The organism is Paludifilum halophilum, from assembly GCF_002245355.1.
Lineage (GTDB): Bacteria > Bacillota > Bacilli > Thermoactinomycetales > DSM-45169 > Paludifilum > Paludifilum halophilum.
The window spans coordinates 218,462-231,771 of the sequence record NZ_NOWF01000007.1 but is presented as its reverse complement, the minus strand read 5'-3'; the positions used below and the strand labels follow the sequence as shown (position 1 = coordinate 231,771).

The 13,310-nt window shown below is 52.8% G+C and carries 11 protein-coding genes and 1 pseudogene; 11 read left to right on the top strand and 1 reads right to left on the bottom strand.

Annotation, left to right across the window (positions count from 1 at the left end; translation table 11 throughout):
• Positions 1–224: 224 nt before the first annotated feature.
• The 5 genes from CHM34_RS12800 to CHM34_RS12780 all read left to right on the top strand — a co-directional run bounded on the left by CHM34_RS12800 (position 225) and on the right by CHM34_RS12780 (position 5,957).
• Complete coding sequence (locus tag CHM34_RS12800; RefSeq protein WP_094264997.1) at positions 225–1,244, top strand: ABC transporter ATP-binding protein; 1,020 nt, start codon at positions 225–227, stop codon at positions 1,242–1,244.
• Positions 1,183–2,187, top strand: a complete 1,005-nt coding sequence (locus CHM34_RS12795; protein WP_094264996.1) for an ABC transporter ATP-binding protein — start codon at positions 1,183–1,185, stop codon at positions 2,185–2,187. The genes CHM34_RS12800 and CHM34_RS12795 overlap by 62 nt, the downstream gene beginning before the upstream one ends.
• A 99-nt stretch (positions 2,188–2,286) precedes the next feature.
• Positions 2,287–3,906 carry an ABC transporter substrate-binding protein gene (locus CHM34_RS12790; RefSeq protein ID WP_094264995.1) on the top strand — a complete coding sequence of 540 codons (1,620 nt, stop codon included), beginning with the start codon at positions 2,287–2,289 and terminating at the stop codon, positions 3,904–3,906.
• Between the two features lie 120 nt (positions 3,907–4,026).
• A complete protein-coding gene (locus tag CHM34_RS12785; RefSeq protein ID WP_206093805.1) occupies positions 4,027–5,037 on the top strand; it encodes an ABC transporter permease in 1,011 nt (336 codons plus the stop codon).
• A 5-nt stretch (positions 5,038–5,042) separates the two neighbouring features.
• A complete protein-coding gene (locus CHM34_RS12780) occupies positions 5,043–5,957 on the top strand; it encodes an ABC transporter permease (RefSeq protein ID WP_094264994.1) in 915 nt (304 codons plus the stop codon).
• 220 nt (positions 5,958–6,177) lie between these two features.
• Here CHM34_RS12780 and CHM34_RS12775 read toward each other — a convergent pair whose 3' ends face one another.
• Positions 6,178–7,809 carry an SLC13 family permease gene (locus CHM34_RS12775; RefSeq protein ID WP_094264993.1) on the bottom strand — a complete coding sequence of 544 codons (1,632 nt, stop codon included), beginning with the start codon at positions 7,807–7,809 and terminating at the stop codon, positions 6,178–6,180.
• A 297-nt stretch (positions 7,810–8,106) separates the two neighbouring features.
• On the opposite strand from CHM34_RS12775, the gene CHM34_RS12770 reads away from it, so the two are divergent.
• The 6 genes and pseudogenes from CHM34_RS12770 to CHM34_RS12750 all read left to right on the top strand — a co-directional run bounded on the left by CHM34_RS12770 (position 8,107) and on the right by CHM34_RS12750 (position 13,307).
• Positions 8,107–9,060: an MBL fold metallo-hydrolase gene (locus CHM34_RS12770; protein WP_240512007.1), complete on the top strand. Its 954-nt coding sequence runs from the start codon at positions 8,107–8,109 to the stop codon at positions 9,058–9,060.
• Positions 9,057–9,209 (top strand): annotated as a pseudogene (locus CHM34_RS20195) (zinc ribbon domain-containing protein); the annotation flags it as partial. The gene CHM34_RS12770 and the pseudogene CHM34_RS20195, both read left to right, overlap by 4 nt.
• Positions 9,210–9,300: 91 nt before the next feature.
• Complete coding sequence (locus tag CHM34_RS12760) at positions 9,301–9,648, top strand: glutaredoxin family protein (protein WP_240512006.1); 348 nt, start codon at positions 9,301–9,303, stop codon at positions 9,646–9,648.
• A gap of 250 nt (positions 9,649–9,898) precedes the next feature.
• On the top strand, positions 9,899–10,012 hold the full coding sequence (locus CHM34_RS19015; protein ID WP_141201706.1) for a MetS family NSS transporter small subunit: 114 nt from the start codon (positions 9,899–9,901) through the stop codon (positions 10,010–10,012).
• Positions 10,013–10,139: 127 nt separating this feature from the next.
• Positions 10,140–11,648, top strand: a complete 1,509-nt coding sequence (locus tag CHM34_RS12755) for a sodium-dependent transporter (RefSeq protein WP_094264989.1) — start codon at positions 10,140–10,142, stop codon at positions 11,646–11,648.
• 147 nt (positions 11,649–11,795) lie between these two features.
• Positions 11,796–13,307 carry a sodium-dependent transporter gene (locus CHM34_RS12750; RefSeq protein WP_094264988.1) on the top strand — a complete coding sequence of 504 codons (1,512 nt, stop codon included), beginning with the start codon at positions 11,796–11,798 and terminating at the stop codon, positions 13,305–13,307.
• Positions 13,308–13,310 lie beyond the last annotated feature (3 nt).

The following is a 13,310-nucleotide window of genomic DNA, read 5'->3' as shown; positions in this document are numbered from 1 at the left end:
GTGAGTCCGACCGGCAAAGAATGCTTTTATAGCAAGGGTTCAAGACCGATGACGTTCACTCTCGGCGGACATCATACGGAAGATTTAATCGATTAACCCTATTCCCACTACAATAAAGGCAAAGGAATTCTAGGATTTTTGACGAATATAACAATTCATAGAGAATTCATTGTATTATTGAACCAGGAATTTATTCTTGAATGATTAAGTATCGAGGTGTCCTCATGGCTGAAACATTGCTTGAATTATCCCGATTCAAAATGCATTTTCATACGGACAAAGGAGTTGTAAAAGCGGTAGACGGCGTCGACATCACCGTCGACGAGGGAGAGATTGTCGGTTTGGTCGGCGAATCCGGGTGCGGTAAAAGCGTCACTTCCCTGTCTGTGATGGGGCTGGTTCCCCAGCCTCCGGGAAAGGTGGAGGGAGGCTCGATCAAGCTTTCCGGCAGAGATCTTACCCGGCTGAAGCGCAAAGAATGGCAACGGGTTCGGGGAAACGAGGTGGCGATGATCTTTCAGGAGCCCATGACTTCCCTCAACCCGGTCTTTACTCTCGGTAATCAGATGGTGGAGGCGATTCGGCAACATAAGGAGATCAACAAAAAGGAAGCCCGGCAGTTGGCCAGAGAGACGCTGCAGGAGGTAGGGATCTCCCGGGACGGTATTTTGGATGAGTACCCCCATCAATTGTCCGGGGGGATGCGGCAACGGGTGATGATTGCCATGGCCATGGTGTGCCGCCCTAAGCTGCTGATCGCTGATGAGCCGACGACTGCCCTGGATGTAACGATTCAGGCCCAGATCCTGGACCTGATGCGTCGGTTGAACCGGGAAACCAATACGGCGATCCTGATGATCACTCACGATCTGGGAGTCGTAGCGGAGATGTGTGATCGGATTATCGTGATGTATGCCGGCCAGGTGGTGGAGGAGACCGATGCCCGACGCCTGTTCAGGAATCCGCAGCATCCTTATACCATCGGTTTGCTGAAGTCGATTCCTCAATTGGATCGAAGGCTGGAACGCTTGTACTCCATTCCGGGCAATGTGCCCAATCCCCGACAGATGCCTTCGGGGTGCCGGTTTGTTCCGCGTTGCGAACATGCGCTTGATATCTGTCGGGAGAAAGAGCCTCCGCTTTTTTCCCTGGAGGACGGACATACCAGTCGGTGCTGGCTGAATGCGGAAGAGAAGGAGGAAGCGGATCGTGACACAACCGGAAACACTGCTCCAAGTTCGTAATTTGAAAAAATACTTCCCGATCCGCGGAGGCATTTTCGGTAAAAAGGTGGGTGATATCAAGGCGGTAGATAACGTCTCCTTTACAGTGAACAAAGGGGAGACTCTGGGTATCGTCGGGGAGAGTGGATGCGGGAAGTCGACGACCGGCCGGTCGATCCTCCGATTGGAGGAACCGACAGCGGGAGAGGTGGAATTTGAAGATTCTCTCCTGAACGAGCTCAACGGGGAAGAGATGCGCCGGATGCGACGGAAGTTGCAGATGGTGTTTCAGGACCCCTTCGCTTCCCTCAACCCTCGGAAGACTGCCGGGGCGATCATCGAGGAGCCTTTGACTGTCCACGGCATTGGGGAGGCGCGAGAGCGGAAGGAGAAGGTGAAGGAACTGTTGCAGGTGGTGGGGTTGGACGCTTACCATGCGGAACGTTATCCCCATCAGTTCAGTGGAGGACAGCGTCAGCGGATCGGAATCGCCCGGGCGCTTGCGGTTCGCCCCAAACTGGTGGTGGCGGATGAACCGGTGTCCGCCTTGGATGTTTCTGTTCAATCGCAAGTGCTTAATTTATTGGAAGATTTGCAAGAAAAGTTTGGATTGACTTATCTTTTTATCGCTCACGATTTGAGTGTGGTGCGTCATATCAGTGACCGGGTCGGGGTGATGTATTTAGGGCGGATGGTGGAGTTGGCCGAACGGGACACTCTCTACGACAACCCCCTTCACCCTTATACCCAGGCGCTTCTGTCCGCTGTTCCCGTTCCCAATCCCGATGCTGAACGGGAGCGGATCATCCTGACCGGAGATGTGCCCAGCCCCAGCGATCCGCCGGCGGGTTGCGCTTTTCACACCCGCTGTCCCTACGTGATGGATATCTGCCGCGAAAAACGGCCGGAATTTCAAGATCAGGGAGATGGGCACTTTGTCGCTTGTCATTTGATGGACGAATAATCCTTTCGAAAGGGGGTGTTATTCGGCGACAGTCGGCCATCTTTTTGCAAGGCGGAGAATGGGGGTCCGATTCACTCAAAGCTTAAGGGGGTCACACGCATGATCTGGAGGAAATCATCGATTCTCACACTGGCATTGCTATTTATCTTTTCAACCGTCCTGGCCGCCTGCGGTGGCGGTACAGGAGCCGACAGCGGCGGAAAAACCCTGATCTGGGGACGCGGTTCCGACTCCAAACTGTTGGACCCGGCCCAGGTGACCGACGGGGAGTCGATGAAGGTGACGAAAAATATTTTCGACACCTTGGTCGACTATAAAGAGGAAAATACCGAGGTGGAGCCGGCCCTGGCCGAGAGCTGGGAAACCTCCGAAGACGGGAAGACCTGGACGTTCCACCTGCGGAAAGGGGTTAAATTCCACGACGGCACCGACTTTAACGCCGATGCTGTGGTGTTCAACTTTGAGCGGTGGATGGATAAGGATCATCCGCAGCACAAGGGTGGTGACTTCCCCTACTATGGTTATATGTTCGGCGGCTATAAGGGGGATGAAGGTCACATCATCGAGAGCGTTGAAGCGGTGGACGAACACACCGTGGAATTCAAGCTGAAGGAGCCTCAGGGTCCCTTCCTGGCCAACCTGGGTATGTCCGCCTTTGCCATCGCTTCTCCCAAGGCGGTGAAGAAAGATCCGGAAGGGTTCGCCAAAAATCCGGTGGGTACCGGCCCCTTCAAGTTTGTCAGCTGGAAGAAGAACAATTCGATCACTCTGGAGAAGAACGAGGATTATTGGGAAAAAGGCAAACCCAAGCTGGATAAAGTGATCTTTAAATCGATGCCGGACAACACTGCCCGGTTTACGGCACTTCAATCCGGAGACATCGATGTGATGGACGGTATGAACCCCTCCGACGCGAAAACCGCTGAGAATGAGGACAAGTTGAAGCTGTACAAACGGGTAGGGATGAACGTCGGGTATTTGGCCTTCAATGTGGATAAAAAAGGGCCGTGGCAAAAGAAGAAAGTGCGTCAGGCCCTGAACCACGCGGTTAACAAGAAAGCCATCATTAAGAGTGTTTACGCCGGATTGGCGGAGCCGGCGGTCAACCCGATGCCTTCCTCGGTGTGGGGGTATAACGAGAAGGTAGAAGATTACGAGTACGATCTGGACAAAGCGAAGGAACTGCTGGAGGAAGCCGGTTACGAAGACGGTTTCAAAGTGGAGATGTACGCGATGTCCGATCCCCGCCCCTACATGCCGGACGGCCGGAAAGTGGCTGAATACCTGCAGGCGGATTGGAAAAAGATCGGTGTCCAGGTGGATATCGTGACCTACGACTGGCAGACCTACCTGGATAAGACCGGGAAAGGCGAGCACGAGATGGCGCTGTTTGGCTGGAACGGAGACAACGGCGATCCGGACAACTTCCTGTATGTGCTGTTGGATAAGGATAACACCCGGACGCCGGACGCCGGAAACATTTCCTTCTACAAGAGTGACGAACTGCACGATGTTCTGATCGAAGCCCAGCGCAGTACAGATAAAAAAGAGCGCACCGAACTCTACCAAGAGGCGCAGGAGATCATCAAAGAAGACGCACCCTGGATTCCCCTGGTGCACGCGACCCCGGGTCTCGCCACCCAGTCCTATGTCAAAGGGAACCTGTTTGAGCATCCGATTAACTGGTATGACTTGGATGACGTGGATATCCAGAAGTAACCGCGAAAACAGGAGGGGGAGCGTTGCTGTGCGGCAATGCTTCCCCTTTTTCAGATTGGATCAACCGGGCAGGGGAGCATAGGAGAAACTGCCGTTTTCCAGAGAAAGGTTGGTGAAATCGTGTTTGCTTATACCGTACGAAGGCTGCTCATGCTCATCCCGGTGTTGATCGGTATGTCGATCATCACGTTTTCCATTGTTCACGCGATTCCGGGGGATCCGGCGCGTGCGATTCTGGGGGATAAAGCGACACCGGAGGCTGTCGAAAAAATCCGGACCCATCTGGGCCTGGATCAGCCGCTTTATATCCAGTATTTCGAGTATGTAAAGGGACTGTTGCAGGGGGATTTGGGTGAATCTCTGATCACCCAGAGGCCTATCGCCGAGGAGATCGGCCCTTATTTGGCCGGAACGATGGAGCTGGCTTTGTTGGCGATGGGGATCGCCATCTTTTTCGGGATGAACCTGGGCATCTTATCCGCATGGCGGCACAATTCAGCCGTCGATTACACCGCGATGGTGATCGCCCTGATCGGGGTATCCATGCCGGTTTTTTGGCTGGGGTTGATGGAGCAGTGGGTGTTTGCTCAGGAGTTGGGTTGGCTTCCATCCAACGGACGGATCGATCCCCGGCTGGGATTTGAGCCGATCACTCATTTTTACTTACTCGATTCTCTGATCAAGGGCGATTTTTACGCCTTTAACGATGCTTTCAATCATATGATTTTGCCGGCTGTCGCTTTGGGTACGATTCCGATGGCGATCATCGCCCGGATGACCCGTTCCAGCATGTTGGAAGTGATGCGTTCCGACTATGTCCGCACCGCTCGGGCCAAGGGGGTCAGCGAGTTTTTGGTCATTTATAAGCACACGCTGAAAAATGCATTTATACCCATTTTGACGGTGTTCGGTCTTCAGATGGGCCTGCTTTTGGGCGGAGCGGTATTGACGGAGACGATTTTCAGTTGGCCGGGTGTGGGACAGTATTTGGTGGACGCTATTAACAATCGGGATTATCCGGTGATTCAGTCCGGTATTCTCATCATCGCCACCCTGTTTGTTCTGATCAATCTGATCGTGGATCTTCTCTACGCCGCCGTTGATCCGCGCATTCAATACGGGAAGGAGTGAATTCGATGTCAGCCCAACCGACACCTTCACCGGTGACGACGCAGGACCCGAAGACGGAGGGGGAAGAGCGGGAAGCTCTAAACAGTTCCCTGCGTGACGCTTGGCGCTCGCTGTTTCGTCATCGTTCCGCCGTGATCGGTGGAGGAATCGTCCTTTTCTTTATCCTGCTCGCCTTAATCGCTCCTCTGCTGGTTCCCTACGGTTTTAATCAAGTAGATGCCGACGCTCGTCTGCAGGCACCTTCGGCGGCGCACTGGTTCGGTACTGATGATCTGGGACGGGATATATTCACCCGAATTGTTTATGGAGCCCGTATCTCCCTGTGGGTCGGATTTTTTGCCATCCTGGGCTCCATCATCGTCGGATCCCTTCTCGGGCTGATCGCCGGATACTACGGCGGTTGGAAAGATATTATCATCTCTCGCGTGTTTGACACCCTTTTGGCTTTTCCCAGTTTGCTGTTGGGGATTGCGATTGTTTCCATGCTGGGACCCAGTTTGGAAAACGCGATGTATGCCATCGCCATTATCAATATTCCCAATTTCGGCCGCCTGATGCGGTCCCGGGTACTCAGTGTCAAGCAGGAGGATTTCGTGTTGGCCGCCCGGGCCGTCGGGATGAAAGATTGGCGGATCCTGCTCAAACATGTCATGCCGAACTCTTGGACGCCGATTATGGTTCAGGGAACACTGGGCTTTGCCACAGCCGTCTTGGAGGCCGCCGCTTTCGGTTTCCTCGGTTTGGGGGCTCAGCCTCCCGAACCGGAATGGGGAAAGATGCTTTCCGACTCCCGGCAGTTTATCCAGTCCGCGCCCTGGACCATGATCTTTCCGGGAATGGCCATTATGTTTACCGTCCTCGGCTTCAACCTTCTCGGCGACGGTCTTCGGGATATCTTGGATCCCCGTATGAAGCAATAATGAGAACTCCGCCGACCTTCGGTGGCAAAGATAGAACAACCAAGCCGTGCGCATAACCGCCGGCTTGGTTGTTCTTTTGGTGTCTCTATAGGATGTCAACGGCTTTATAGGATGCTGACGGTATCAATTCCATTCAAATCAAAGTTGACACCTGTAGCGTACAGGCGTCAACGGGTTGTTTGACCGGGTCCGCCCGGGTGCTTTCGCCGTTTTGCCGTTTTCAACGGGCCATCGGGTTTGTCAGATCGATTCCCCATACGGCGGGGAGCAGGAAGTAGACGGCGACGGTAATGATGAGGACAGCGAAGAGGTTGAGCCAGAAGCCGGTGGTAGCCATTTGACCGATTTGGATGGAGCCGGAACCGAAAACTACGGCATTGGGAGGTGTCGCCACGGGCAGCATGAAGGCGCAGGAAGCGGCGAGACCCGCGGCTACCATGAATCCGTAGGGATGGACGTTTAAAGCGGCGGCGAAGGAAGCCATAATCGGAAACATCATCGTGGCGGTCGCTGTGTTGGAGGTGATTTCGGTGAGGAAGATCACCAGTGCCGTGACGATCGCTACGATGAACAGGAAATTCATACCGGATAAGAGTGTCAGCTGTTCACCGATCCACTGGTCCAGCCCTGAGCTTGTAATCCCTTCGGCGATGGCCAGTCCGCCGCCGAACAGGAGAAGGATTCCCCAGGGAAGCTGCTTGGCCGTGTTCCAATCCAGGAGAAAGCGGTCGGGATGGTTTCGGGCCGGGATTAGAAACAGGGTGACGGCGGCGCTGAGGGCGATCACCGTGTCATCGATTCCGGGGATGAACTTCTTTAACACCCAATCCCGGGTGATCCATGCGGCGGCGGTGAGGGTGAACACCGCAAAAACAGCCCGTTCTTCGGGACGGGTGGCCCCTAAGGATTTTATTTCCTCCTGAATGATCTTCTTACCTCCAGGTAAGTTTTTAAAGGGCATCGGGTAAGCGACTTGAACCAGATAATACCAGGCCGCCCCCAGGAAGATGACCACCAAAGGAATACCGAAAAGCATCCAAGTGGCGAAGGAGATTTCCACGTCGAACAGTCTTTTCACCTGAGCGGCGAATATGGCATTGGGCGGAGTACCGATCAATGTTCCCAACCCGCCGATAGAAGCGGAGTAGGCGATTCCCAACATCATGGCTGTACCGAAGGGGAACTGTCCCGGGCGGGTGTCGACGGAAGGATTCTCCTTCAGAGATTCCGCCGCATGGCGGATGACGGCCATTCCGATGGGGACCATCATCATGGAGGTGGCTGTGTTGGAGATCCACATCGATAAAAACCCGGTGGCTGTCATCGATCCGAGGATCAGCCGCTGTGGCTGGGTACCGACGAAAGACATGATGGACAAGGCGATCCGTTTGTGAAGATTCCATTTTTCCATGGCCAGTGCGATCATAAATCCGCCCATGAAAAGGAAAATATTGGGGTCCCCATAGGCGGCGGTGGTTTCACCGCTTCCCAGTGCACCGGTTAGAGGAAAGAGGATCACAGGCAGTAACGATGTTGCAGGAATCGGGATCGCTTCTGTGATCCACCAGGTAGAAATCCACAATATGCAAGCGAGTACGGCTTGAGCCGATTCCGACAACCCTTCCGGAGAAATCCCGAAGAGGGTGATCACAAAAAGGAGAGGTCCCAAGATCAGTCCGACCGTTTGCCTTCGGGAAGCGGGGGGAGTCCCTCGTCCGGAAGCCGGGGCGGTGTTGGAGGAAGAATCTTGCCGGGATGGGGAAGCGTTCATACCCGCCGTGAAACGAAACAGGTTTTTGGTTTGTTCACTCCATGTCCACATCTGATTCCAAACCTGTTGCAGGTTATACATCTGTCAACCGCCCTCCTTATCCATTGTTAAGCGCTTTCATTATGATAGCTTTATGACAAAAACGTTGCAAGGGGGGAGAATCCGAACGGCCGATTCCTCTGTGAAAAACCAAAAATACGATCGACTTTCTCACAAGGGGCAGGAGGGCGGCTTGATCCGCATCGGCAGGTGATCCAAGCGGGACCCAGTTGCCCGAAAGGGAGACCGGATAGGATCGAGGCGGGGTTTCAGAGAATCGACCCTCTGGGGTAAAATAAGAGAAAAAGAAAGATTGGGAAAAAAGGGAGGATGAATTTTTTGCGAGAGAACCGTCTGGAGGATTTGGGTTACGGGATTCGGCTGATCGATGGTTATGATTTGAATGTACCGGATCGAACCGGAATCTATGTCCTGGAAGAGGAAGAGTTGACCCTGGTGGAGACTTCAACGAGCCAATCCGTATCCTATATACTCAAGGGATTGGAAGAGCTGGGCCGAAGTCCGGAGGAGATCCGGAACATTATCGTTACCCATATCCATCTGGATCATGCCGGAGGTGTGGGGCTGTTGTTAAAGCATTGTCCCCGGGCCCGTGTCATTGTGCATCCCAGAGGAGCGCGTCATCTGGCTGACCCGTCCCGGTTGATCCGGGGAGCGCGGGCGGTATACGGTTCATCCTTTGACGACTTATTCGATCCTGTTCTGCCCGTGCCGGAGGACCGCATTCTGGTCAAGGGAGAGGGCGAAACCCTGGCGATCGGTTCCGAACGAACCTTGACTTTCATGGACACTCCCGGCCATGCGGCCCATCATCTCAGCATTTTTGATCCTGTCAGCAACGGGGTGTTTACAGGGGATACCGTAGGCATTCGATACCCCCAGGTTGAAAAATGGGGGTTGAACCTCTATCTTCCTTCCACTTCTCCCAATCAATTCGATCCGGAGTTGATGCGCTCCTCGATCGAACGCTTGCGGTCCACAGGTGCGGAACGGATCTATTTCGGCCATTTCGGGATGGCTGTCGGGGCAAAGGAAGTGTACAATCGAGTCCTTCAAGAGCTTTCCCGTTTTCTCCGGGACGGTGAGGAGGCGATAGAAGGCGGAGAAGGAGCCAAGGGGATCGAATGGCGTCTGAAAGAGCGCTATCATCAATATCTTTCGGATCATGGCATACCCGGGGATCATCCGGTGTTTGAGACGCTCGATTTGGACTGTCGTGTCAGCGCGATGGGTATCGAGCATTACCTTACGAAACAACGAATGAATTCATGATTAGAAGCGTTGTGACAAAGCCCTGTTTGGGAGTTCCACACGGAGTGCCTTACAGGAAACGGAGTGTTGAACCCCACCCCGATCCCGAACGGGTCCATCGTTGCCCTTTTTGTGGCTATGAACAGGATCGGGATGTCAATGCGGCCATCAACATTCTGCAACTCGCAAGACAAAAAGCCTCTTCAAACTCAATCAGGCCAGGAACTGGCCTTCGTGGAGAGTGCGGCAGGAGTCGGCTCGATGAAACGAGAAGCTCGCCCTTTCAATGGCGAGAGGTTCACGGAAAAGGGGTTGCAGTCAGCTCTTCTCCCGATCTATGTTACCATGAAAACGGGAAAGGAGGTCATTCCGGTGGACGTGGTCGTTTATTCCAAGCTTCATTGCCTGGAATGCAACCTGGTTAAAAGATTCCTAAAGGATCATGAGATCCCTTTTGAGGTGAGGGATTGTTCCACCCATCCCGAATACTTGGAGCAAGTGCAGGAGATGGGTTTTTTGGGGGTTCCGGTGACGGTGGTTGGCGGTCAGCCGATTCAGGGGTTGCAACCGGCGAAGATCTTGCAGTTGCTGGGGAAGGAAGAAGGATAACTCGATATGGTGACATTCACCTGCAAGCGCGGCTGACGGCGTTGAAGGGCCGCGCTTGTTGGTATTTTCGTTCTCCTTTATCCATTTAATGGATTTATATCCTGTATCTTTTCTTAAAAAAATTGTTCGCAGAGCATGGACATTCGCTCTTCTTTGGGTTAGAATTTCATGAAAATAAGCTGTTTAGGAGCTGGTAAACCTTATTTACATTAAAAATTCAACCAATTCATACAAAAGAGGGGGGGTTATCATGAACACATCCGCCGTGGTGATGTTATTAATCGGGGCCGTTGGCCTGTGGGGCGGGTTTGCTTATTTTCTTTGGCATGCTTATAAATGCGGCCAACAGAAACAAAACGTCTGATTTTTTGTCGCTTCCGGCCTTGGAAGTGGGATCCAATCGTTATCACCCGCTTTTTTCAGAATAAAAAAAGAAATACGTTTGCCTTATTCATGCAATGGCCGTTCACAGTCAGGAGGTAGCAAATATCATGAAATCATCAAAGGAACAATGGGGATCGCGAGCGGGCTTTATTGTAGCCGCTGTCGGTTCCGCCGTCGGTCTGGGCAATATTTGGCGGTATCCCTATGTGGCTTATGAAAACGGAGGCGGGGCATTTCTGCTTCCCTATTTTATCGCCTTGTTAACGGCGGGGATTCCGATTTTGCTTTTGGAGTATGCCTTGGGGCATAAATATCGGGGGTCGGCCCCCTTATCTTACCGGCGCATGTCGAAAAAATGGGAATGGGTTGGCTGGTGGCAGGCGATTGTCTCTTTTGTGATCGTCAGCTACTACATGGTGATTATCGCCTGGTCTCTCAGTTATACCTACTTTTCCCTGGGAGCCCAATGGGGCGGGAATACCGAAGCTTTCTTCTATGAGTCCTACCTGGGAACCAGCGATCGCTTTTGGAATTTCGGGGGTCTACAATGGAAAGTTCTTCTCCCGTTGGCCTTGGTGTGGATTTTTGTCTACGCGATTTTGCGACGGGGGGCCAAAAAAGGGATTGAAGCGATCAGCAAAGTATTACTGCCGATTTTGGTCGTTATCATGATTCTGATTACCATTCGCGGGGTGACACTGCCTGGAGCCACAGAAGGGCTCAATGTCCTTTTGACACCGGATTTCGGTGCCCTCGCCGATCCCGAGGTATGGATCGCCGCTTACGGTCAAGTCTTCTTCTCCTTAAGTATCGGGTTTGCCATTATGATCACTTATTCCAGCTATTTGGCACCCCGGTCCGATTTGGCTAATGGCAGCCTGATCGCCGGTTTGGGCAATGCCGGGTTTGAGTTTATGGCTTCATTGGGTATCTTTGGTGCTCTGGGCTTCCTGGCGGTAAAGCAGGGAGTCGGGGTGGATGAAGTGGTGGCGAGCGGGATCGGTCTCGCTTTCATCGTCCTCCCCCAAATATTCAATGAATTTCCGGGGTTCAACTCTTTGTTCGGTGCTCTCTTCTTTGGCACGTTGATGTTTGCCGGAATCACATCAGCCATCTCTCTATTGGAGACGGGCATCGCCAGTCTTCGAGACAAACTGGGACTTTCCCGGGTCCGGTCCGTCAACTGGGTTTGTGGGGTTGCCGCCTCACTCAGCCTTCTTTACGCGACCAAGGGCGGGATTTACTATTTGGATACCATTGATCATTTTATCAATGCTTACGGTCTGCTGCTCGCCGGTTTGGCGGAAGTGTTGCTGGTCGGCTGGTTCGTCAAACGGCTGTCTGATTTGCAGTCCCATATTAACGGGGTATCGGATATCCGGATCGGCTCCTGGTGGAGCTTTTCTCTCCGGGTGATCACCCCCATCGCTCTGATTTCCATGACTGTGCTGAACGTTAGGGAAGAGCTGGCGGCTCCTTATGAGGATTATCCGCTGACCGGTCTCATTGTGATGGGATGGGGCCTCACATTGGTTCTTCTTACTGCCGGCTTCATTTTGCAAAACGTGTCGTGGCACAGCAGGGAGGAGAGTATGACAGTTAAGAAAACCGGTTAAAGACTTTTTCCCGCCGGGTTTGTGCCCGGCGGGGAACAGTTTTTACTATTTACGGATATTTTGCACTAAAGGGTTAATTCCGAAAACGTCGAATATACCTAAAGAACATGATTCATCCCATTTTTCTCAAGGGGGTAACTGAAAATCATGGCACAAGTGAGAGAGCAGTGGGCGACAAGAGCCGGTTTTGTTTTGGCCGCCGCCGGTTCCGCTGTCGGTCTGGGGAATATTTGGAGATATCCCTATGTGGCCTACGAAAACGGTGGCGGAGCTTTTCTCATCCCGTATTTTTTTGCTCTGCTGACAGCGGGTGTTCCCATTTTGTTGCTGGAGTATTCGATGGGGCATCGTTACCGGGGTTCCGGGCCTCTATCCTACCGTCGGATGTCTCAGAAGTGGGAATGGCTGGGATGGTGGCAAGCCATGTTGGCCTTTCTCATCTCCACCTACTACATCGTGATTTTGGCTTGGGCTTTCAGCTATACTTATTTTTCGATCGGAACACAGTGGGGAGAAAATACGGAAGGATTTTTCAATCATCAGTATCTGGGTGTGACCGATACATTCTGGAATTTCGGAGGTCTTCAATGGAAAGTGGTCCTCCCCCTAGCGATATTGTGGGGGTTCATCTACTTGGTGATGCGTCGCGGAGCGCACGGCGGCATCGAGCGGTTGAACCGGATTCTGATCCCTGTGTTGATCGTGATGATCATTCTGATTACGATTCGTGGTCTCACATTGGAGGGAGCGGTTGATGGACTCAATGTGTTGTTGACTCCGGATTTCAGCGCTCTTGCCGACTATCAGGTGTGGATCGCCGCTTACGGGCAGGTGTTCTTCTCCCTCAGTATCGGCTTTGCCACGATGATGACCTATGCCAGTTATCTGCCTAAAAATTCGGACCTGTCGAACAGCGGTCTGATCGCTGCCTTGGGGAATTCCGGTTTTGAGTTTATGGTCGCCTTGGGGATCTTCGGGGCTTTGGGTTATCTGGCCGCCCAGTCCGGGACAGGTGTCAACGAAGTGGTGGCCGGCGGCATCGGTTTGGCCTTCGTTGTTTTTCCCGAGATTATCAACCAGTTCCCCGGGTTGAACTCGTTGTTCGGTTTCCTCTTTTTCGGGTCACTCGTCTTTTCGGGTCTCACTTCGATCGTATCCCTGTTGGAACCCGGGATCGCCGCCATCCGGGATAAATTCGATATCAGCCGGAAGTTTGCCGTTAACGCTGTCATCGGAGGCTCCGCTTTGGTCAGTTTGCTTTACGCAACCAAGGGCGGGATCAACTATCTCGACCTGATCGACCATTTCGTCAATACCTATGGATTGTTGATCGGTGCTGTGGCCATGACCCTGTTTGTGGGTTGGTTTGCCAATCGGCTCAACACCCTGCAAAACCACATCAACCAAGTTTCCGATGTCCGGATTGGAGGATGGTGGGTAGCCTCCCTCAAAGTGATTACTCCCGTTGCACTGGCGGCGATGTTGGCTGCCAACATAATCACGGACTATCAAGTTCCCTACGGCGGTTTTCCGTACAGCGGTCTGATTCTCATGGGCTGGTGCGTCCTGTTGGCTCTCCTGATTTTCGCGATTATTTTACAGAACAAAAGGTGGAAAGCCAACGAAGAGTTGGTGGATCCTCATAAGGAGGGGGCATAAAAC

Excerpts from the sequence above, each read along its gene's own strand:
- CHM34_RS12780 (WP_094264994.1), top strand. The coding sequence starts at position 5,043 with ATGTCAGCCCAACCGACACCTTCACCGGTGACGACGCAGGACCCGAAG.
- CHM34_RS12790 (WP_094264995.1), top strand. The coding sequence starts at position 2,287 with ATGATCTGGAGGAAATCATCGATTCTCACACTGGCATTGCTATTTATC.
- CHM34_RS12750 (WP_094264988.1), top strand. The coding sequence starts at position 11,796 with ATGGCACAAGTGAGAGAGCAGTGGGCGACAAGAGCCGGTTTTGTTTTG.
- CHM34_RS19015 (WP_141201706.1), top strand. The coding sequence starts at position 9,899 with ATGAACACATCCGCCGTGGTGATGTTATTAATCGGGGCCGTTGGCCTG.
- CHM34_RS12800 (WP_094264997.1), top strand. The coding sequence starts at position 225 with ATGGCTGAAACATTGCTTGAATTATCCCGATTCAAAATGCATTTTCAT.
- CHM34_RS12760 (WP_240512006.1), top strand. The coding sequence starts at position 9,301 with ATGAAACGAGAAGCTCGCCCTTTCAATGGCGAGAGGTTCACGGAAAAG.
- CHM34_RS12755 (WP_094264989.1), top strand. The coding sequence starts at position 10,140 with ATGAAATCATCAAAGGAACAATGGGGATCGCGAGCGGGCTTTATTGTA.
- CHM34_RS12775 (WP_094264993.1), bottom strand. The coding sequence starts at position 7,809 with ATGTATAACCTGCAACAGGTTTGGAATCAGATGTGGACATGGAGTGAA.
- CHM34_RS12795 (WP_094264996.1), top strand. The coding sequence starts at position 1,183 with ATGCGGAAGAGAAGGAGGAAGCGGATCGTGACACAACCGGAAACACTG.